The organism is Lawsonibacter faecis (genome assembly GCF_014287675.1).
Taxonomy (GTDB): Bacteria; Bacillota; Clostridia; order Oscillospirales; family Oscillospiraceae; genus Pseudoflavonifractor; species Pseudoflavonifractor faecis.
In genome coordinates, this window is record NZ_JACOPQ010000002.1 from 369696 (window position 1) to 391305 (window position 21610).

Sequence of the window (21610 nt, forward strand, 5' to 3'; positions counted from 1 at the left end):
TAGCGCGTCTGTTTACCCAAAGTGGCGCTTGGGTCGGCAGGCGCGCTATTTTTATGCCCAGATGCGGGCGAAGGAGGTGTTATTGTGAAAGCATATGGGAAGTCGTGGGGCTACAACGTATATGACTGCCGGTACTGCCTGTACCGGAAAGGGAAGCTCAAGGGCTGCGTCTACCCGGACGGCTGCTGCTGTCCCGTCCCGCAAAAGCCCGCAAGACGGAACGGCATAGAACAAGTTTACGATGCAGCTGCGGACAACGGTGCTCCCGTTTCGGAGTGCGAGGGCTGTCCCTACGGAAAGGCTGCCCCCTGCATCGGATGGTGTACCAAAGAGGTCATGCGCGCCGAAGGACTTCCAAAGGAGCGTGACAGAAGCCATGTATGACTATTTCTACGGCGCGGAAGCGGAACAGTTCTCCTTCTATCGTATCCCCAAGGTGCTGTTCACGGAGGAACGGTTCAGAAGCGTTTCCGCAGAAGCCAAGGTGCTCTACGGTCTGCTCCTTGACCGTATGAGCCTGAGCTGCAAGAACGGCTGGCTGGATAAAGAAGGACGTGTGTATATCATCTTCACCATCGAGGAGGTCATGACCGCTCTGGGCTGCGCCGACCAGAAGGCCGGAAAGCTGCTGCATGAGCTGGAGAGCAAATGCCGCCTCATCGAGCGCAAGCGGCAGGGGCTGGGCAAGCCCAACCTCATCTACGTCAAGAACTTTGTGGATAACCATGTGGATAACACATCGGGCAGTACCACACCCTCCCCGGAATCACGATTCCAGAACCGTGAAAATCACGATTCAGGAGCAGTGAAAATCACGGATCAAGAATCGTTAAAATCACGATCTAATAATACTGAGAATAATGATACTGATTTTAGTGATACGGATTCCTTTCCCTTCACTTCGTTCAGGAGGGATCACGGGCGGGAAGCGAAAGGAAACGAAGCGGCTCTGAGAGAGCGGTACAGAGAGCTTATTGCGGAGAACATCGCCTATGACGCACTCCTGACAGACTATCCATACGAGCAGGACACGTTGGAAGAAATCCTGGAGCTGCTGGTGGATGTTGTCTGTACGACAAAAAGCTCCGTCCGCATTTCCGGCGACGATAAGCCCGCCGAGGTGGTCAGGAGCCAGTTTTTGAAGCTGAACAGCGAGCACATCCGCTTTGTGGTGGGCGGGCTGAAGGAAAACACCACCCGCATCCGCAATATGCGCCAGTATCTTTTAGCCACGCTGTATAACGCCCCTCTGACCATCGGGAACTACTACCGAAGCCTTGTGAGCCACGATATGTCGAAGGGATTCATCTGAGCCGCAGGTTATTGCCTGCGGCTTTGGCATTTTCAGGAGGTGATGCGACCGTGCCGAAACAGAAACCCAACGAACAGGTACAGCAGATACCGCTTTCAGAGATTCGTCCCTTCAAGAACCACCCCTTCAAGGTGACGGACGACGAGCTCATGCAGCAGACCATCGACAGCATCATGCAGGTGGGCGTCCTCAACCCCGCCATCATCCGCCCCGCACCGGAGGGCGGATACGAAATGGTAGCCGGACACAGGCGGCTCCATGCCGCAGACCTTGCGGGGCTGAAAACCATACCGGCCATCGTCCGCAATCTTGACGATGACGAGGCGGTGATCCTCATGGTGGACAGCAACTTGCAGCGGGAAACCATCAGCCCCATGGAGCGGGCGCAGGCGTACAAAATGAAGCTGGAAGCGTTGAAGCATCAGGGAAAACGGGTGGATTTGGAGGATAAGTCAACTTCTCGCCAAGTTGGCGAGAAGTCATGGGCTGTTGCCAAAGTCGGTGCTGATGCAAACGAAAGTGAAAGACAGGTACACAGATATATCCGTCTCACCGAGCTTCTGCCGGAGGTGCAGAAAAAGGTGGACAGCAAGGAGATCGCATTCAGCCCCGCCGTGGAGCTGTCATATCTCACCCATGATGAGCAGAAGCAGTTTCTGGACGCAATGGACTATTCCCAGAACACGCCCTCCCTTTCCCAGGCACAGCGGCTCAAGAAGCTCAGCCGGGAGGGAAGATGTACGCAGGAGGCCATGCGCTCCATCATGTCCGAGGAAAAGAAGGAGGAACAGGAGCGCATCACGCTGAGCAGCGATACCCTCCGCAAATATTTCCCCCGAAGCTACACGCCCCTGCAAATGCAGCAGACCATCATCAAGCTCCTGGAGCAGTGGCAGAAAAAACAGCAGCGCCGGAACGAGCGCTGAGAAAGGCAGGTTTATCCATGAACGTAACCATCAACATCTACGGCGACGTACACATCCACTGTGACTGCTGCGACGAACGCGGCGTATATGCCGACGACCTTGAGGAAAGCCCCGAAGTCCCATATGAAGATGCACCCGATACGGAGGATGACAGCGAAGAAATCGAGCTGTCCATTGCGAAAGCGGAAGCTATGGTCAAGGCAGTGGCGGAGCTGCTCTTTCCCTTTCTTCCGGCTGAAATTGACGAGGGAGGCGGCGCGCATGAAGGAATTTGACGTGACCATCACCGAAACGCTGAAGCTCACCGTGTCCGTGGAGGCTTCTTCCAAAGAGGAAGCACAACAGATGGTAAGCGACCAGTGGCACGCCGGGGATCATATTCTGGATGCGGACAATTTCGTGGAGGTGGAGTTTGAGAGCAATGACGGCAAGGAAATATCCGCCGAAAAAGCGCAGGACGACACCCTCGAGGTGCTCATGGTGGAGCCGGGACAGTACCCGCGCGTGGAGCGCATCGGCTCAGACCTCGCTTCCTTGCAGAAGGCGGTGGACGGCTATATCGAGGCGGTCTACCCATATGACGACCCCGTGGCGCTGATATGCGGGGAGGAAGCCAAGCTGGAGGGCAAGCCCCTGAACCGCGCCCTGCGGGACGAGGACGGCGATATCTACGATATTGTGGCCGGTAAATTCTTCCTCTGCGGTCTGGGGGATGAGAACTTTGCGTCTCTGCCGAAGGAGCTGCAACAGAAATACGAGGAAAAGTTCCGTCAGCCGGAAGCCTTTTTGAAGATGGGCAGCAAAATTATGGCGATCCCTACCGAGCCCGCCAAGGCTGCGGGCAAGGGCAAGACCGCTCCGGTGACAGAGCGATGATACCATCACTCCCAATGCGAACGGAAGGAGGAAAAACTCATGCAGGAAGAAATTGAAAACAGAACTGTCACTCTGATCATCTCCGCCGTCAAGCTGACCGCACGGGAGCTGAAGGCCGGGATGGATAAATATCTTTCCGAAAAGAAGAGCAAAGCCATGGAAAAGGCGCGTGCCGCGCCTGAAAAGCCCAGCGGCAAGCAGACGGTGAGGCAGCTCATAGGGCAGAATCAGGGCGTATCCAACATTGAGATCACCAACAGCAATATCAAAGGCTTTGAGCGCATAGCTCGGAAATACGGCGTGGATTTTGCCGTTAAGAAAGACCGCAGCGTTTCACCGCCGAAATACTTTGTGTTCTTTAAGGCGAGGGACGCGGATGCACTGACGGCGGCGTTCAAGGAATACACGGCATATGAGCTTAAACGCGCCGCCAAAGCGCAGAACCGTCCCTCCGTGCTGGCGCATCTGCAAGCACTCAAGGCGAAGGTTCAGGCCATTACGCCGGGTAAATCCCGAAACCAGAACAGGGGCATCACGATATGAAGAAACCTCTGAATATCAAGAAGTTCCTGCTGCCCAATATCCCGTATGTCTTTATCGCCCTCTTTGCCACCAAGCTGGGGCAGGCGTGGAGGCTTGCCCCCGGCATGGATTTCTCGGGAAAGGCGCTGCACCTCATGGAGGGCTTCGCCGCCGCGTTCCAATCGGCGCTGCCCAGCTTCCACCCCATCGACCTGTGCGTGGGCGTTGCAGCCGCTCTGCTCATTCGGCTTATCGTGTACGTCAAGGGCAAAAACGCCAAGAAATTCCGCAAGAATCTGGAATACGGCTCTGCCCGTTGGGGCAAGCCCGAGGATATCGCCCCTTACGTCGATCCGAAGTTTGAGAACAACGTCATTCTCACCCAGACTGAGCGGCTCATGATGTCCAACCGTCCCAAAGACCCCAAGACGGCGCGGAACAAAAACGTGCTGGTAGTAGGCGGCTCCGGCAGCGGCAAGACGAGGTTTTTCATTAAGCCAAATCTCATGCAATTACACAGTTCATACGTTGTCACCGACCCGAAGGGCAGCATCGCCGTGGAGTGCGGAAAGCTCATGCTCCGCAATGGCTATAAGGTGAAGATATTCAATTCCATCAACTTCAAGAAGTCCCACCATTACAACCCCTTTGCGTATATCCACAGTGAGAAGGATATCTTGAAGCTGGTCACGACCCTCATCGCCAACACCAAGGGGGACGGGAAATCCGGGGACGACTTCTGGCAGAAAGCCGAGACGCTGCTCTACACGGCACTCATCGGCTATATCCACTACGAAGCCCCCGAGGAGGAACAGAACTTCGCCACGCTCATCGAGTTCATCAACGCCATGGAGGTACGCGAGGACGATGAGACCTTTGAGAACAACGTGGATCTGGCCTTCAAGGAGCTGGCGCAGCGGGAGCCGAATCACTTCGCCGTGCGGCAATATAAAAAATACAAATTAGCGGCGGGCAAAACAGCTAAGTCGATCAATATTTCCTGCGGCGCGCGCCTTGCGCCCTTCGATATCCAGGAGCTGCGGGAGATCACCATGTACGACGAGCTGGAGCTGGACACCCTGGGCGACCGGAAAACGGCGCTGTTTCTCATCATGAGCGACACCGACAGCACCTTCAACTTCCTCATTTCCATGATTTACAGCCAGTTATTCAACCTGCTGTGCGAAAAGGCCGACGACGTGTACGGCGGAAGGCTCCCCGTCCATGTGCGCTGCCTCATCGACGAGTGCGCCAACATCGGGCAGATACCGAATCTGGAAAAGCTCATGGCTACCATCCGCAGCCGCGAGATTTCCGCCTGTCTCGTCTTGCAAGCCCAAAGTCAGCTAAAGGCTTTGTACAAGGACAACGCCGACACCATCATCGGCAACTGCGACAGCTCCATCTTTTTAGGCGGTAAGGAGCCCGGTACGCTGAAGGAGCTGAATCAGGCGCTGGGGAAAGAGACCATCGACACCTTCAATACCGGCGAGAGCCGTGGACGGGAGGTGTCCCACAGCCTGAACTATCAGAAGCTGGGCAAAGACCTTGCCACGATAGACGAGCTGGCGGTGCTGGACGGCGGCAAGTGCATCTTGCAGCTTCGGGGCGTGCGCCCCTTCCTCTCGGATAAGTACGATATCACCAAGCACCCCAATTATAAGTATCTGTCGGACGCAAACCCAAGGAATGCCTTTGATATCGAAAAGTACCTCTCCACAAGGCTGGTGCCGAAAGCGGATGAGGTCTATGAGGTGTTCGACGCGGGCCGCGTCTGAGCGCACAAGCCCGCCGCCCTCATGCGGCGGCTTTTCATATAGATACGGATGAGAAAAGACGCTTCCTCGCTTGCAGGGTCGGAACGAATCCACGAACTAAAAATTGAAAGGAGAAGCCGGAATCGGGGCTGCATCGCAGCTTTCGTTCCGGCTCCTGCTGTATCCGCGAGATTTCAACACAACCAACACCCAATGATTCCGGCAACACAAATATGGAATTTTTCAACTCTGCTGTCGGCGTTCTCCAGACCCTCGTCATCGCCCTCGGTGCCGGCCTCGGCATTTGGGGAGCCATCAACCTGCTGGAAGGCTACGGAAACGACAACCCCGGCGCAAAATCGCAGGGCATGAAGCAGCTCATGGCGGGCGGCGGCGTGGCGCTCATCGGCGTCATTCTCGTTCCCCTGCTCTCCGGCCTGTTCGGTTAATCGCCCGCACGAATCCTTCGCGGCGTCCGCCCTCGGGGCGGGCGCTGCGGGAAAGGAGGGTAAAGCCCATTGGATTTGATATGGCAGAAATTCACCGAATGGCTGAAGGAGCTGCTGGTCAGCGGCATCATGGACAACGTGAACGGACTGTTTGACAACGTGAACAGCCGCGTGGCGGGCATCGCCGGACAGGTGGGCGCTACGCCCCAGGGCTGGAACAGCGGCGTCTACGGCATGATCCGAACGCTGTCGGACAATGTGATTTTGCCCATCGCGGGCGTGATCCTGGCCTTTGTCATGACGCTGGAGCTGATTCAGCTCATTACGGAAAAGAACAATATGCACGACGTGGACACCTGGATGTTCTTCAAATGGATATTTAAGACCGCCTGCGCCGTGCTCATCGTCACCAACACATGGAACATCGTCATGGGCGTGTTCGAGGCGGCTCAGAGCGTCGTCAACAGCGCGTCGGGCATTATCATATCGGACACGTCTCTGACGTTTAACGAGCATATCGCGGGATTTGAAGCTGCGCTTGCGGAAATGGAGGTCTGGTCGCTGCTGGGGCTGTGGCTGGAGTCCGTGGTCGTGCATCTTTCCATGTGGGCGCTGACCATCTGCATTTTCATCATCTGCTACGGCAGAATGATCGAGATCTACTGCGTGACCTCCATCGCTCCCATCCCCATGGCGACCATGGCCAACCGGGAATGGGGGCAGATGGGCCAGAATTACCTCAGAAGCCTGCTGGCGCTGGGCTTTCAGGGCTTCCTCATCATCGTCTGCGTGGCGATCTACGCGGTGCTGATTCAGAACATCGTAGTGGAGAGCAGCGTCTCGGCGGCCATATGGACGTGCATGGGGTACACGGTGCTGCTGTGCTTCACGCTGTTTAAGACGAGCTCCCTTGCCAGGAGCCTGTTCCACGCCCACTGACGGAGGTGATGAAATTTGGCATACGTTCCCGTACCCAAGGACTTGAATGCGGTGAAAACCAAGGTCATGTTCAATTTAACAAAACGGCAGATTCTGTGCTTTGGCGGCGGCGCGCTCATCGGCGTACCGCTTTTCTTTCTGCTCAAGGGCAGTATCGGCAGCAGCGCGGCGGCTCTTTGCATGATGCTGGTCATGCTGCCCTTCTTCCTGCTGGCCATGTACGAAAAGAACGGTCAGCCGCCGGAGAAGCTCATCCGCAACATCGTGCAGGTGTGCTTCCTGCGCCCCAAGCAGCGCCCGTACAGGACGAACAATTTCTACGACCTGCTGAACCGGCAGGATATTTTGGATAAGGAGGTCTACGCGATTGTCCACAAACAAAACCCCCGCAAGAAAGCTCACACGAGCCGAGCGAAAGCAGATCGACGCGGCGATTGCAAGAGCCAAGCGTCAGGATAAGCGAAAGAAGTCCGCCCAGGACAGCATCCCCTTTCAGCGGATGTACCCCGACGGCGTGTGCCGCGTGACGGACAGCTACTACACGAAAACCGTGCAGTTTCAGGATATCAACTACCAGCTCAACCAGAACGAGGACAAGACCGCCATTTTCGACGGCTGGTGCGATTTCCTCAACTATTTTGATTCCTCCATCCGCTTCCAGCTCTCCTTCATCAACCTCTCCGCCACGCGGGACACCTACGCCCGGCGCATCGCCATCCCCTTGCAGGGCGACTGCTTCGACAAGCTCCGCACCGAGTACACCGGGATGCTGCAAAGCCAGCTTGCCCGCGGCAACAACGGGCTTATTAAGACCAAATACCTGACCTTCGGCGTGGAGGCGGACAGCCTGAAAGCCGCAAAGCCCCGATTGGAGCGCATCGAGACGGATATCCTCAACAACTTCCGCCGTCTGGGCGTGCAGGCGGAAGCCCTGAACGGCATGGAGCGCCTGCGCCTGCTGCACGGGATGCTCCACATGGACGAGCCGCAGCCCTTCCGCTTTTCGTGGGACTGGCTGGCTCCCTCCGGGCTGTCGGTGAAGGACTTCATCGCGCCCAGCGCCTTCGAGTTCAAGACCGGCAGCAGCTTCGGCGTGGGCAGCAAGACCGGCTGCGTATCCTTCTTACAGATTTTAGCGCCGGAGCTCAACGACCGGATGCTGGCGGATTTTCTCGATATGGAAAGCTCCCTCATCGTCAGTATGCACGTCCAGTCCGTGGATCAGGTGAAGGCCATTAAGACCATCAAGCGCAAGATCACCGATTTGCAGAAGATGACCATTGAGGAGCAGAAAAAGGCGGTGCGCTCCGGCTACGATATGGATATTATCCCCTCCGACCTTGCCACCTACGGCACGGAGGCGAAAAAGCTCTTGCAGGAGCTGCAAAGCCGCAACGAGCGTATGTTCCTTTTGACCTTCCTTGTGGTGAACGTGGCGGACAACAGGCAGCGCCTCGGCAACAACGTCTTTCAGGCGGGCTCCATCGCCCAGAAGTACAACTGCCAGCTCACGCGGCTGGACTTCCAGCAGGAGGAGGGCTTCATGTCCGCGCTTCCGCTGGGGTATAACCAGATCGAGATCCAGCGGGGGCTGACCACCTCCAGCGTGGCGATTTTCGTGCCGTTTACCACCCAGGAGCTGTTTCAGGACGGCAAGGAAGCCCTGTACTGCGGGCTGAACGCCCTTTCCAACAACCTCATCATGGTAGACAGAAAGCTGCTTAAAAACCCGAACGGGCTGATCTTGGGCACGCCCGGAAGCGGCAAGTCCTTCTCCGCCAAGCGTGAGATCGCCAACGTGTTCCTCGTCACAAACGACGATATCATCATCTGCGACCCGGAGGCGGAGTACGGGCCGCTGGTGGAGCACCTGCACGGGCAGGTGGTGAAGATCTCGCCCACCTCCACCGACTATCTGAACCCCATGGATTTGAACCTGAATTACAGTGACGACGAAAACCCGCTGAGCCTGAAATCCGACTTCATCCTCTCCCTGTGCGAGCTGATCGTGGGCGGCAAGGACGGCCTCATGCCGGTGGAAAAGACCATCATCGACCGCTGTGTGCGCTCTGTTTACCGGGAATACCTGAGCGACCCACGCCCGGAGAAGATGCCTATTCTGGAGGACTTGTACAACGAGCTTCGCAGGCAGGACGAAAAGGAAGCGCAGTATATCGCCACGGCGCTGGAAATCTACGTCACCGGCTCTCTCAACGTGTTCAACCACCGCAGCAACGTGAATATCGAAAACCGCGTGGTCAGCTTCGATATCAAGGAGCTGGGAAAGCAGTTAAAGAAGATCGGTATGCTGGTGGTGCAGGACGCGGTGTGGAACCGCGTCACGATCAACCGTGAGCAGCGCAAGTCCACCCGCTACTATATCGACGAAATGCACCTTCTTCTGAAGGAGGAGCAGACCGCCGCGTATACGGTGGAGATATGGAAGCGATTCCGCAAGTGGGGCGGCGTTCCCACGGGCATCACCCAGAACGTCAAAGACCTGCTCTCCAGCCGTGAGGTGGAGAACATCTTTGAAAACTCCGACTATGTGTATATGCTCAACCAGGCTTCCGGCGACCGGCAGATTCTGGCGAAGCAGCTCAACATCTCGCCCCATCAGCTCTCGTATGTGACCCAATCCGCCGAGGGCGAGGGGCTTTTGTTCTACGGCAGCGTGATCCTGCCCTTCGTAGACCGCTTCCCCAAGGATACGGAGCTGTACAAAATCATCACGACCAAGCTCTCGGAGCAGGTGCAGTCAGAATAGAGACGAGAAAGGATGTGCGAATATGAATAACAATCTGATGATCTTTGAAAACCCGGAGTTCGGTGAACTGCGCTCCCTGCGCATGAACGGCGAACCGTGGTTCGTGGGCAGAGACGTTGCGATGGCGTTGGGCTATGGCAAGGGGAAGTCTCTGAATAATGCTGTTTCCAAGCACGTTGACGATGAGGACAAAGGGGTCACTGAAATGATGACCCCCGGCGGAAAGCAGAATGTTATTATCATCAATGAATCCGGCCTTTACGCTCTCGTCCTTTCCAGTAAGCTGGAGCGCGCAAAGAAGTTCAAGCGCTGGGTGACAGCCGAGGTGCTGCCCTCCATCCGCAAGCACGGCGCGTATATGACGGATGCGCTTCTTAGCCGGATGGATGAGCACCACGAGCTGATTTCGGAGTATATCGGCAAGCTCCGTGCGGAAAACGCAAAGGCGAACGCCGCGCGGGAGGCGCTGAAAAAGGCGGAAGCCGAGAACGCGCGGCTGGCTCCGAAGGCCAGCTACTACGATTCCTTTGTGGGCGTTGAGAGCGTGACCTGTCTCCGCTATACCGCCAAGGAGCTGGGCGTTCCGCAGAAGAAATTTATCGGCTACCTGCTGGAAAAGGGGTATGTGTTCAGAGACCGTCACCGCAGCGACCGTGTATTTGTCAGAGCCGGCAAGCGCAACGACCCGCTGTTTGTGACCAGAGATTTTTACCTTCCCAACGGCACAAAAAGCGAATACACCCTCGTCACGCCTGCCGGAAAGGCGCATTTTCTGAAAATCGCGGAGAAAATCCGCGTCTGGGAGCCCCGTGAGCTTGCAGAGGGCAAAGACGCCAGCGAACAGGCCGTCTTTGCCGCGTGCGTATGACGATCCAATCCCCACAGAATCGAGGTGATGAATATGGCAAAACGCTCGCCAAGGCTGATTTTCACCGAGGAAGAACGCGCCCTGCCGGAGCTGGAACGAGCTGTCCGCAAGGCGGACAGGGCGGCGGTTAAGCTGGAGAAGGCCGAAGCGAAAATTCCCAAGAAAACCGTTAAGGTCAAAAAGCGCGTTGTGGACAGTGAGAGCGGCAAGGTCACGACGCGCCTTTTCTTTGAGGAGGCGGACAAAAAGCGTCCGCCCTCCAAGCTGGCGCACGCCGCAAGGAAAGCGCCGCCGGATACCGTCCGCAGCGCAGTCCACCGCAAGCTCCGGGAGGAGGGCGACGACAACCCCGGCACGGAGGCGGCGAACACCCTGACCGAGACGGCGGAGCGCACCTGGCGCATTGCGGAATCGGCGCACCGCTCCCATGCGGAAAAGCCCTACCGCAGGGCGGACAAGGCGGAAGCCGGCGCAGACAAAGCCAATCTCAAGGCGCTGAACAAACAGTACGAGCAGGAATACGGCAGGGCTTCCAACCCCTATTCCCGCTGGCAGCAGAAGCAGGCCATTAAAAAGGAATACGCCGCCGCAAAAGCGGGGAACGGCGCGAGGAACACCGTCAAAGCGTCCGAGACCACTGCAAAGGCGGCCGGGCGCGCCGCCGAGGGAAGCAAGGAACTCGGCAGCTTTTTTGTCCGGCACAAGAAGGGCTTCCTCATCGCGGGCGGTATCGCCGCCGCGATACTGCTGCTCATGACCTGCATTTCCTCCTGCTCCACGCTGTTTCAGGGCGGCGTCTCCGGTATTGTGTCCTCCACCTACCCGCTGGAGGATGCGGATATGCTGGCGGCGGAAGCCGCCTACTGCGCCATGGAGGACGAGCTGCGGGAATACCTGAACAGCTACGAAAGCACCCACGATTACAACGAGTACCACTTCGACCTGGACGAGATTGAGCACGACCCCTATGTGCTCATTTCCATGATTACCGCCCTCAAGGGCGGAGAATGGACGATTGACGAAATAGGCGGGATTCTGGAGACGCTGTTTGAAAAGCAGTATATCTTAACGGAAACCGTCGCCACGGAAACCAGATACCGCACCGAAACGCGCATCGGCTACTACACCGACGAAAACGGCAATCTGCAAAGCTACGAGTACGAGGCGGAGGTTCCCTACACCTGGTATATCTGCCATGTGGAGCTGGAAAATTTCAACCTCTCCCATGTACCGGTGCATATCATGTCCCACGATCAGCTCTCCATGTACGCCGTGTATATGAGCGTGCTGGGCAACCGTCCCGACCTGTTCCCCGGCTCCCCGTATGTGAACCGGTACTACCACACCCAGTATGAGAAGTACGAGATACCCCCGGAGGCGCTGGCGGACGAGCAATTCGCCGCAGTTATAAAGGAAGCGGAAAAGTATCTGGGCTACCCCTATATCTGGGGCGGCAGCTCGCCCGCCACCTCCTTCGACTGCTCCGGCTTCGTTTCGTATGTCTACAACAACTGCGGCCTGCATTGGAGCTTCGGCAGGCTGGGCGCGGAGGGGCTGCGGGGCATGTGCGCCTATGTCTCCCCGGAGAGCGCCCGTCCCGGCGACCTGATCTTCTTTGAAAAAACCTACGACACCGCAGGCGCGTCCCATGTGGGCATCTATGTGGGCAATAACAGGATGCTCCACTGCGGCGACCCCATTCACTACGCTTCCATCGACACGAGCTACTGGCGAAGCCATTTTCTCCAATTCGGCAGATTGCCTTAGCAACAACCATATCAACGCAAAAAGGAGGATGTTATGAACCCGCGACTTGAAAAGCTGCGTCAGGAGCGCGAGAAGCTGGCGGAAAAGCTCGCATCGCTGACCGCACGGCTCAAAGCCCTGGACGAGCAGATTCTGAAGCTGGAAAACACGGATATTGTGGGCATCGTCCGCGAGAATGGACTGACCATCGAGCAGCTGGCGGCGCTGATGGCGATGCTGGAAAAGCGTCCCACGGCGGCGCTGCCCGACGAATACAGAAAAACGGAGGAATTTATGGATGAAGAATAAATGGAGATTTTTTGCCGTGATAATGGCCGTCGTGCTCTGCATGACGGTCTTTTCCGTTACGGCCTATGCAGGCGGCGATATGGTCGATTCGACAATGGGCGACCCGACCATGGAAACCCCAACTGCAACTACACAGCCGGAGAATACGAATACTGGTGAGCAGACCCCAAACGGACAGACCCTGACCGTGTTTGTGACCGAAAATGCGGATGGGAGCCATACCGTGACCATCGGGGATCGGAGCTGGACGCTTCCCGCCAAACGGGAGCAGGCCGGAAAGGTGGTCAACGTCCGCACCTATTTGAACCTGCGCACCGGCCCCGGCACGGACTACACTGTGATTGGGCATCTGCTCAACGGCGCGGAGGTGAAGGTGCTGGAGGAAAGCAACGGCTGGTACAAGGTGGTCGTGCCGGAGCAGACCGGCTATGTATACGGCAAATACCTTGAGGTTCTCAACACCTCTGCGGGAGGCGGTGAGAACGACACGGATACTGCGGGACTGCTGGAGATACTGCTGCAATATTACGCCGCTGCCGGAGGTTCCGCGCCCTTGACCCCGGACGGCAACCTGACGCTCATGGACGATATCGGCTCCGCTTTCGGCGCAGGCAAGCAGTTCATCACCGTGACGACCAAGGGCGGCAACACCTTTTATCTCATCATCGACCGGGACGACAAGGGCAATGAGAACGTCCATTTCCTGAATCTTGTGGACGAGGCCGACCTGCTGGCTCTGACCAAGGACGGCGAGAGCATCGTCCCCGCCTGCTCCTGCACGGACAAATGCGCTGTGGGCAAAATCAACACGGGCTGCAAGGTGTGCAGAACCAATATGAGCGAGTGCGCGGGCAAGGAAGTGACGGAACCCACGCCACAGCCCGCCGAGCCTGCGGAGACCGCGCCCGAAAAGAGCGCCAACGGCGCGGGGCTTGTTGTGGTCGTCCTCCTGCTCCTGCTGGGCGGCGGCGGTGCACTGTACTGGTTCAAGCTCCGCAAGCCCAAGGCCGACACCCGTGGGGCGGACGATCTGGACGATTACGACTACGGCGAGGACGAGGAAGATGAGGATTACGAGTTTGAAGATGAAAACACTGCTGACAGTGAGGAGGACAAAAACCAATGATGAATACGACCTGTTACCGGCTTGTTGTGTGTGAAAAGCCCTCCGTGGCAAGGAGCATTGCCGCCGTTCTTGGCGCAGGCAAACGCGGGGACGGCTTTCTTTCGGGTGGCGGCTATCTCGTTTCCTGGTGCTTCGGGCATCTTGCGGAGCTTTCGGATGCGGACGCCTACGATGAAAAGTACGGCAAATGGCGAAGGGAGGACTTGCCCATCCTGCCGGATAGCTGGCAGTACACCGTATCAAGGGACAAGCAGAAGCAGATGAACACCCTCCGCGCCCTCATGCACAGAGAGGACGTTTGCGAGGTCGTCAACGCCTGCGACGCCGGACGCGAGGGCGAGCTGATCTTCCGCACAGCGTATAATCTCAACAACTGCCGCAAGCGCGTAAAGCGGCTCTGGATCTCCTCCATGGAGGATGCGGCGATTCTCCATGGTTTTGACAATCTCCGCGACGGCGCGGAGTACGACAACCTCTACGCCTCCGCCCTCTGCCGCAGCAAGGCGGACTGGCTGGTGGGTATCAACGCCACCCGCCTGTTTTCCGTGATGTACCACCGCACCCTGAACGTGGGGCGCGTGGTATCGCCCACGCTTGCGCTGCTGGTGCAGCGGGAAGCGGAGATCAATGCCTTTCAGCCGGAGAGCTTCTACACCGTCCATCTGGACTTTGACGGCTTCTCCGCCGCAGGCGGGCGCATGAAGGAGCAGGCAGAGGCGGAGCGGCTTGCCGGGGACTGCAACTGCAAGACCGCCGCTGTTACCTCCGTCGTGCAGACGGAAAAGACAGAGAAAGCCCCGGCGCTCTACGACCTGACCACGCTCCAGCGGGACGCGAACCGCTTGCTTGGGTACACGGCGCAGCAGACGCTGGATTATCTGCAAAGCCTTTATGAAAAGAAGCTCTGCACCTACCCCCGCACCGACAGCCGCTATCTCACCGACGATATGGAGGGTGGCGTAAACGCGCTGGCGCTGTGCTGCGCGGGCATCTGCGGCACGGAGCTGCCCGCAGCCGTCTATTCGGGGCAGGTGTGCAGCAGCAAAAAGGTCAGCGACCACCACGCCGTCGTTCCCACCATGGCGGCGGGCGAAACGGACTTGGAAACCTTGCCCGCAGGCGAACGGGAGATCCTGCGCCTTGTTTCCCGTCAGGTGCTTATGGCGGTCAGCGCGCCCTTCGTCTATCTGGAGACCGAGGCAAGGCTGGACTGCGGCGGAAATGCCTTTGCCGCTAAGGGAAAAATGGTGATTCAGCTCGGTTGGAAAGCATATGCGGATGCGGAGCTTACGGACAAGGCCCTCCCGGAGCTTTCCGAGGGACAGATGCTTCCCGTTTCCTCCTGCGCGGTCAAAGAGGGAAAAACGACCCCGCCCAAACACTTCACGGAAGATACCCTCCTCTCTGCTATGGAGACGGCGGGCAAGGAGGATATGCCGGAGGATGCGGAGCGGCGCGGGCTGGGAACTCCCGCGACCCGGGCGGCGGTCATTGAAAAACTGGTGGCCACGGGCTTTGCGGAGCGCAGAAAGGCGAAAAAGGCTGTTCGCCTCGTTCCCACCGAAGCGGGCGTGTCCCTCATTACCGTGCTGCCCGAACAGCTCCAGTCCCCGCTGCTCACCGCCGAATGGGAGCACCGCCTCAAGGAGATCGAATGCGGCGAGCTGGGCGCGGACGAGTTCCTCGCCGGCATCTGCGATATGGTCGCAGCGCTGGTTCGGGACGCTGCGCCTGTGGACGGCGCGGAGGTGCTGTTCCCCTCCGGCAGACCCGTTGTGGGCAAATGCCCCCGCTGCGGTGCAGAGGTCACGGAGAGCAAAAACGGCTATTTCTGCGAGAGACGGAGCTGCAAGTTCGGGCTGTGGCGGGACAACCGCTTCCTTGCCGCCAAGAAGATTAGCCTGACAAAGAAGATGGCTTCCTCGCTCCTGACGCAGGGACGCGCCTATGCCAGCGGTATCTACTCCGAGAAAACCGGCAAGACCTACGACGCATTCATCCTGCTGGAGGACGACGGCGCGCGTTCCTCCTATAAGCTGGACTTCACCAAATGACCCTCACAGGCTCCCGCACGGGCGTTTCGTTCGCCTGCGGGAGCCGCTGTTTTTACCATGAATCAAAGGAGGTATGCACGAAATGGCTGAAAAACAGACCAACAAGGAACGGCTCAAGGATATCACCGACAGCATAGAGACGGGCATAAAGGAGCTGTTTGAGAGCGACAAATACAGGCAGTACCTTGCCACCATGAGCCGCTTTCACCGCTACAGCGTCAACAACACCATGCTCATCTATATGCAGCGCCCCGACGCCACCCATGTGGCGGGCTTCAACAAATGGCGAGACCAGTTCGGAAGAAGCGTCAAAAAGGGCGAAAAGGGCATTAAGATCATCGCCCCCACGCCCTTCAAGAAGAAAATCGAGCAGCAGAAATTAGACCCCGACACCAAGCTCCCCCTGCGGGACGAGAACGGCGATATTATCACGGAGGAAAAGACGGTGCAGATTCCCATGTACAAGCCCGTGGTGGTGTTCGACGTGCAGCAGACCGCGGGCAAGCCCCTGCCGGAGCTGGCGGCGAACCTTACGGGGGACGTGCAGAATTACGGGGTGTTCATGGAAGCTCTGCGCCGCAGTGCGCCCGTACCCATCTTCTTTGAGAAGCTGGCGGAGAATATGGACGGTTACTTCTCCGTGGACAAACAGCGTATCGCTGTCCGCGAAGGCATGAGCGAGGTGCAGACGGTCTGCGCCGCCGTCCATGAGATCGCCCACTCCAGGCTCCACAATAAGGACGGGATCGGGGAAAAATATCAGGAGATTGAGCTGTTCGGCAAGCCCGCGCTGTTCTCCAACGGGCGCATCGACCGGGATAAGCTGCCGGAGGGCTTGTATGTATATGACCTGCGCGGCTCGGATTACGATCCGGGTATGCCGGTAACGCTTGAAAGCCATGTCACCGTCAATCACGCCGCCTCTGTCATCACAGCAGCGCCCATTGAGCTGCCGGAGCAAGGCTTTTTGTATCTGGGCGAGGACGGGCTGAACTTCACGGGCGGCGAGCAGACCGTGAAGGAGTTTTTGCACGCACAGTACCCGGAAAAGGCAAAGCTCTCCCGCGCCGCCGAGGAGATTCAGGCGGAGAGCATCTCCTTCGCCGTCTGCGCCTATTACGGCATTGAGACAGGCGAAAACAGCTTCGGGTATCTGGCGACCTGGGCAAAGGACAGGGAGCTGACCGAGCTTCGCGCATCGCTGGAGACCATCAACAGAACATCTTCTGCCCTGATTACGGATATCGACCGTCATTACGCAGAAATATGCAAGGAGCGCGGACTGGATAAGGAACCGGAGAGTCTTGCCGCCCAGCCTGTGCAGGATATCGCCGTGCAGGAGCCGGAGCCGGTCACAGCACCGGACAACGGCTGCGTCCCCGACCCTGCGATTTCTGTTGAGAGCATGAACGCCTACGGCTACACCGATTCCAATATGCTGCCGCTGACAAAGGAGCGTGCGCTGGAGCTCATGGAACAGGATGTAAGCGTGTATATGCTTCACACGGACAACACCGAGGCCATGGCGTTCGATGCAGAGGATATCCGCAGCTTTGACGGCATCTTCGGCGTGGAAGCCTCCGAATGGGAGACGGTCAAGGAACGCCTTGCGCCGCAGGACTATGAAAAGGCGTTTCTCAGTAACCCCGCCGACAGCTTTGCCATCTATCAGCTTCGGGATAATGATAATACGGCGCAGCTCCGCTTTATGAACGCCGAGTATCTGGAGAAGAAGGGGCTTTCCATTGAAAAGGAGAATTACGCCGCCGTCTACGCGGGAAACCTCGACCGCAGGGGCGATACGCAGGACAGGTTGAACGAGCTGTATGAGACCTTCAACCTCCGCCGCCCGGAGGATTTTCGCGGCCACAGCCTGTCCGTCAGCGACATCGTGGCGCTGAAGCAGAACGGCGTGGTATCCTGTCATTACGTTGATTCCCGGGGCTTCAAGGCGCTGCCCGACTTCCTCAAGCCGGAAAACTATCTCAAAAACGCGGAGATGGCCATGGAGGACGATTACGGCATGATCGACGGCGTTATCAACAACGGGCCGAAGCAGACCGTGGCGGAGCTGGAGGAACAGGCAAAGTCCGGCAAGCCCATCTCCCTCATGGAGCTGGCGCAGGCGGCGCGCCGGGAACAGGCGCAGGCGTCACGGCAGGAGAAGAAGCCCTCCGTGCTGGCAAAGCTCTGTCCTCCCGTCAACGAGCCGAAAAAGACAGCGCGTTCAAAGCGCGCGGAAAGAGAGCTGCTATGATGAATTTTACCAACGATGAAATGAACCTCATGTGCATCTACCAGAGCGACAGCCGCAGCGGGCTGATTGCCGCCCTCACCGAAATGCGCGGATATTTGGACGAGGACGAAGCCGAGCTGCGGGAGCTGACCGACAGCGCCCTGCAAAAGCTGGGGGAAATCACCGATGAGGACTTCGCGGAGCTGGAGCTGGTGCCGGACTTCGACACGGACGAATAAGGCGGATTCAGCGGGAGCGGCTTTCGGGTCGCTCCCGCTTTGCTTTCACGATTCTATTTCCCAAAATCGAAAAAATATTGATTTTGGGAAATAGATGGTGATGCTTCGCTTGTCTGCACTGCCGCATTGTTGGACAAAATGCGTGTATCCGCAAAAATGTTCAATAGATGCGGTTTGCCCTTCTCTTTACAAAAATGTCCGTTCGAGTGCGTAACATCCACGGAAAACGCACAGAATGAGCAGGAAAGAATCCGCACTATTTTTTGAAATCCCTTGATTTTCACCGGATAGTTGCGTATAATAAGACTGCGAGGTGAAAATATGATAAAGACAACAGCGATGCTACTGGAGGAACTGCGGGAATACGGTTCTCCGAAGTCAAAGCTCGCACGCATGGCGGAGCGGGGCGAATGCTTTCCCATTACAAGGGGACTATATGAAACTGACCGGAACGCTCCTGCGTACCTGCTTGCGGGCAGTATTTACGGGCCTTCATACATTTCCTTTGAATATGCCCTCAGCCGCTACGGGCTGATTCCCGAGGCGGTATATGCCGTTACCTGCGCCACCTTTGAAAAGAAAAAGAAAAAGAAGTACGAAACGCCCTTCGGAACCTTCACCTATCGGGATGTGCCGTCCGAGGCGTTTCCGCTGGGGATTCGGCTCGTGCAGGAGGGCGATTATTTCTATCGGATCGCAGAGCCGGAAAAGGCTCTGTGCGACCGGCTCTATACTATGCCGCCCGTGCCGAACACACAGGAGCTTTTCCGGCTGCTGACGGAGGATTTGCGGATTGAGGAATCGGAGATTGGGAAGCTGGACGGAAATAAGGTTTGCAAATACAGCGGAGCGTATCATTCCACGAACGTAAAGAAGCTCTGCTCGCTTTTAAGGAGGCTTTGACATGAACAGCGCCATTGAACAGATGCTGAAAAGCTACCATGTAGAGAATATCTACGACAGAAAGAACGCCATGAAGGAAATCATGCAGGAAATTGTGCTCTGCGGCTTGTCCCGTGCGGGCTTCTTCAAAAAAGCGGCGTTCTACGGCGGAACCGCCCTGCGAATTTTCTACGGTCTCGACCGCTTTTCCGAGGATCTGGATTTTTCGCTGGAAGCGGAGGATTTGGACTTTGACCTGACGGCCTACTTTCCCGTGCTGGAGAAGGAAGTGAAAGCCTTTGGGCTGAACGTGGAGATTCAGGAAAAGGAAAAGACAAAAGAAAGCACCATCCGCTCCGCCTTCCTGAAGGGGAACACAAAGGAACATCTCCTGCTGTTCTACGCGGATGAAAAGGTGGCGGGAAGCGTAGCGAAGAATGAAGCGGTCAAGATTAAGTTCGAGGTGGACGTTAACCCGCCCGCCTTCGCCGCATTCGAGCACAAATACCGGCTGCTGCCCGTGCCGTATGAGGTGCGGCTGTACGATATGCCCTCCCTGTTCGCAGGAAAAATCCATGCGGTCATCTGCCGTGCGTGGCAAAGCCGCATCAAGGGCAGGGATCTTTACGACTATGTATTCTATCTTTCAAGGGGTGCGGCGGTCAATCAAAAACACCTTCGGGCACGATTGATTGATTCCGGATATATTTCTGCCGATGCGGACTGTTCCTTGCCGAAAATCAAAGCGATGCTGGCGGAACGCTTCGACAGCATCGATTACGCACAGGCAAGGCAGGATGTGGAGCCGTTCATTCACGATTCCTCCGTGCTGAATATCTGGAGCGCAGACTTTTTCAAACAAATCACGGAGGGACTGACTGCGGTATAGTCCCCGACTGAAAACCGAATACCGCCCTTACATAGAGCGTCCGTTCCGGGCGCTCTAAATTTATGCCATGAAGGAGGAACAATATGCCGAGCAAGCTACAAACGTATATGCAGATGGCGGACGAGGCGCAGCGGCAAATCACCGGCAGCTACCGGGGCTGGACGGGCTTTCTCACCACTGCCGCAAGGCTGTACAAATACCCCTACGCCGAGCAGGTCATGATCCACGCCCAGCGTCCGGACGCCACCGCCTGCGCGGAGTACGACTTCTGGAACGAAAAGATGGGCCGGTATGTCCGCAGGGGCTCCAAGGGCATCGCCCTCATCGACAGCAGCGGCGAAAGACCGAGGCTTCGGTATGTGTTCGACGTATCGGACACGGGCGGAAGGGAGTTTCCAAAGAGCCGCTATCTGTGGGAATACCGGGCGGAACACGCGGATGCGGTAAGCGCCATGCTGGAAAGCCGCTACGGTGTGGACGGAAAAGGAGGGCTCCCCGATCAGCTTGAGCGCATCGCGTCTCAGCTTGCGGAGGAATACTGGAGAGACTATAAGCGGGATATCCTCGCCATCGTTGACGATTCCTTTCTTTACGGGTATGATGAGTTCAACGTAGGAGCGGCCTTCCAAAGCGCCGCCGCCGTCAGCATCGCCTACTCGCTCATGTCCCGCTGCGGGCTTGAAGCGGACGACCGCTTCGAGCATGAGGATTTCCTGAGCATCTTCGATTTCAACACCCCGGAAGCAGCCGCCGAGCTGGGCACGGCGGTGAGCAGGATCAACGGAGAGGTGCTGCGGCAGATCGAAGTCACCATCAAGAATTACGAGCGCGAGAAACTCGCGGAAAGGAGCCGGAACCATGACAGAGCTGACCTACACCAAGAACGGGGACTACCTGATTCCCGACCTGACGCTGAGCGAGACGCCGGAGGACGCGAGACCCCTGGGCAAGTACGGGAGACTGCGCAGGAGCTACCTTCAGGAGCACAGACCGGGGCTGTACAGCCGTCTGGTGCTGTCAGAGAAGCTGTTCCCGCACCTGCGGGAGATCGACGAGACGGCGAACCGGAGGCTGGAGCAGATGATGCCGGAGCTGATGAAGTCGGCGGGCGTGACGGAGGAGCTGAAAGCCCGCGACCAGATGAAATGGGTGGGGCTGATGAACAGCCTGAAAGCGCAGGCCGAGGAGATCATCCTCAGCGAGCTGGTATACAACTGACCGATGACACGCCGGAAGCGGAACCGGCGCAGCCTCCGATACCGCAGGCATACCAACTGAGCCTGTTCCCCACGGAGGAAGAGCAAATCGCATATATCGCAGAAGCGGAGAGCTACACGCCCTCCGCTTTTTCCATGTCCATCCCGCAGGCGGATATCGACCATATTCTGCGCATGGAGGGTAACGCCGACTATGCCCGCATGAAGATCGCCACGGAGTTCTCCAAGGGCAAGGGCGTGGAAGAAATCGCGGCGTTTCTTCAGAGCACCTTCCACGGCGGCAACGGCGTCGTCACCGAAAACGGCAGATATTCCGCGTGGTACGCCGACGACGGCATCCACATCGCCAATGGGGACGCGGCAAGATACCTGACCTCCGCAAAGGTCGTAAGCTGGCAGGAGGCGGCAGCGCGCATTTCCGAGCTTTTGGAGCAGGGCGAATACGCAACCAACGTAGAGTTTGCGGAAGCGCCGGGGCACGAGCGCACGGAGCTGG

General features: G+C 57.4%; 21 protein-coding genes. 20 read left to right on the forward strand and 1 reads right to left on the reverse strand.

The window, feature by feature from the left end:
• Positions 1-376: 376 nt before the first annotated feature.
• The 19 genes from H8S62_RS03975 to H8S62_RS04065 all read left to right on the forward strand — a co-directional run bounded on the left by H8S62_RS03975 (position 377) and on the right by H8S62_RS04065 (position 19897).
• On the forward strand, positions 377-1312 hold the full coding sequence (locus H8S62_RS03975) for a DUF6017 domain-containing protein (protein ID WP_186918538.1): 936 nt from the start codon (positions 377-379) through the stop codon (positions 1310-1312).
• Positions 1313-1362: 50 nt separating this feature from the next.
• Positions 1363-2238 (forward strand): ParB/RepB/Spo0J family partition protein, encoded by an 876-nt coding sequence (locus tag H8S62_RS03980; RefSeq protein ID WP_341481009.1) that lies wholly within the window; start codon positions 1363-1365, stop codon positions 2236-2238.
• Positions 2239-2255: 17 nt separating this feature from the next.
• Positions 2256-2513: a hypothetical protein gene (locus tag H8S62_RS03985; protein ID WP_186918539.1), complete on the forward strand. Its 258-nt coding sequence runs from the start codon at positions 2256-2258 to the stop codon at positions 2511-2513.
• Positions 2500-3114: a DUF3846 domain-containing protein gene (locus H8S62_RS03990; RefSeq protein ID WP_186918540.1), complete on the forward strand. Its 615-nt coding sequence runs from the start codon at positions 2500-2502 to the stop codon at positions 3112-3114. The genes H8S62_RS03985 and H8S62_RS03990 overlap by 14 nt, the downstream gene beginning before the upstream one ends.
• Positions 3115-3153: 39 nt before the next feature.
• Complete coding sequence (locus H8S62_RS03995; protein ID WP_186918541.1) at positions 3154-3657, forward strand: PcfB family protein; 504 nt, start codon at positions 3154-3156, stop codon at positions 3655-3657.
• On the forward strand, positions 3654-5414 hold the full coding sequence (locus H8S62_RS04000; protein WP_186918542.1) for a VirD4-like conjugal transfer protein, CD1115 family: 1761 nt from the start codon (positions 3654-3656) through the stop codon (positions 5412-5414). Before H8S62_RS03995 ends, H8S62_RS04000 begins: the two co-directional genes overlap by 4 nt.
• 212 nt (positions 5415-5626) lie before the next feature.
• A complete protein-coding gene (locus tag H8S62_RS04005) occupies positions 5627-5842 on the forward strand; it encodes a Maff2 family mobile element protein (RefSeq protein ID WP_178870887.1) in 216 nt (71 codons plus the stop codon).
• Between the two features lie 69 nt (positions 5843-5911).
• Entirely contained in the window at positions 5912-6781 is an 870-nt protein-coding gene (locus tag H8S62_RS04010; RefSeq protein ID WP_186918543.1) for a VirB6/TrbL-like conjugal transfer protein, CD1112 family, read from the forward strand.
• Between the two features lie 15 nt (positions 6782-6796).
• Positions 6797-7240 (forward strand): PrgI family protein, encoded by a 444-nt coding sequence (locus tag H8S62_RS04015; protein ID WP_186918544.1) that lies wholly within the window; start codon positions 6797-6799, stop codon positions 7238-7240.
• Positions 7149-9548 carry a VirB4-like conjugal transfer ATPase, CD1110 family gene (locus H8S62_RS04020; RefSeq protein ID WP_186918545.1) on the forward strand — a complete coding sequence of 800 codons (2400 nt, stop codon included), beginning with the start codon at positions 7149-7151 and terminating at the stop codon, positions 9546-9548. Before H8S62_RS04015 ends, H8S62_RS04020 begins: the two co-directional genes overlap by 92 nt.
• A gap of 22 nt (positions 9549-9570) precedes the next feature.
• Positions 9571-10416, forward strand: a complete 846-nt coding sequence (locus H8S62_RS04025) for a phage antirepressor KilAC domain-containing protein (RefSeq protein ID WP_186918546.1) — start codon at positions 9571-9573, stop codon at positions 10414-10416.
• A gap of 33 nt (positions 10417-10449) precedes the next feature.
• Positions 10450-12183 carry a C40 family peptidase gene (locus H8S62_RS04030; RefSeq protein ID WP_186918547.1) on the forward strand — a complete coding sequence of 578 codons (1734 nt, stop codon included), beginning with the start codon at positions 10450-10452 and terminating at the stop codon, positions 12181-12183.
• Positions 12184-12216: 33 nt separating this feature from the next.
• Positions 12217-12471 carry a DUF4315 family protein gene (locus tag H8S62_RS04035; protein ID WP_186918548.1) on the forward strand — a complete coding sequence of 85 codons (255 nt, stop codon included), beginning with the start codon at positions 12217-12219 and terminating at the stop codon, positions 12469-12471.
• A complete protein-coding gene (locus tag H8S62_RS04040) occupies positions 12461-13597 on the forward strand; it encodes a CD1107 family mobile element protein (protein ID WP_186918549.1) in 1137 nt (378 codons plus the stop codon). The genes H8S62_RS04035 and H8S62_RS04040 overlap by 11 nt, the downstream gene beginning before the upstream one ends.
• Entirely contained in the window at positions 13597-15651 is a 2055-nt protein-coding gene (locus H8S62_RS04045; RefSeq protein WP_186918620.1) for a DNA topoisomerase 3, read from the forward strand. The genes H8S62_RS04040 and H8S62_RS04045 overlap by 1 nt, the downstream gene beginning before the upstream one ends.
• 82 nt (positions 15652-15733) lie before the next feature.
• Positions 15734-17908: an LPD28 domain-containing protein gene (locus H8S62_RS04050; RefSeq protein ID WP_243255297.1), complete on the forward strand. Its 2175-nt coding sequence runs from the start codon at positions 15734-15736 to the stop codon at positions 17906-17908.
• On the forward strand, positions 17905-18126 hold the full coding sequence (locus H8S62_RS04055) for a transposon-transfer assisting family protein (protein ID WP_186918551.1): 222 nt from the start codon (positions 17905-17907) through the stop codon (positions 18124-18126). Before H8S62_RS04050 ends, H8S62_RS04055 begins: the two co-directional genes overlap by 4 nt.
• 321 nt (positions 18127-18447) lie before the next feature.
• A complete protein-coding gene (locus H8S62_RS04060) occupies positions 18448-19029 on the forward strand; it encodes a type IV toxin-antitoxin system AbiEi family antitoxin domain-containing protein (protein WP_186918552.1) in 582 nt (193 codons plus the stop codon).
• Between the two features lies 1 nt (position 19030).
• The gene (locus H8S62_RS04065) at positions 19031-19897 is read left to right on the forward strand and encodes a nucleotidyl transferase AbiEii/AbiGii toxin family protein (protein WP_186918553.1); all 867 of its coding nucleotides are present in this window, start codon (positions 19031-19033) and stop codon (positions 19895-19897) included.
• Between the two features lie 95 nt (positions 19898-19992).
• On the opposite strand, the gene H8S62_RS04070 is transcribed toward H8S62_RS04065, so the two are convergent.
• Positions 19993-20757: a hypothetical protein gene (locus H8S62_RS04070; RefSeq protein ID WP_186918554.1), complete on the reverse strand. Its 765-nt coding sequence runs from the start codon at positions 20755-20757 to the stop codon at positions 19993-19995.
• On the opposite strand from H8S62_RS04070, the gene H8S62_RS04075 reads away from it, so the two are divergent.
• Positions 20756-21115: a TnpV protein gene (locus tag H8S62_RS04075; RefSeq protein WP_186918555.1), complete on the forward strand. Its 360-nt coding sequence runs from the start codon at positions 20756-20758 to the stop codon at positions 21113-21115. The two genes, H8S62_RS04070 and H8S62_RS04075, sit on opposite strands and share 2 nt — an antisense overlap.
• Positions 21116-21610: the final 495 nt, after the last annotated feature.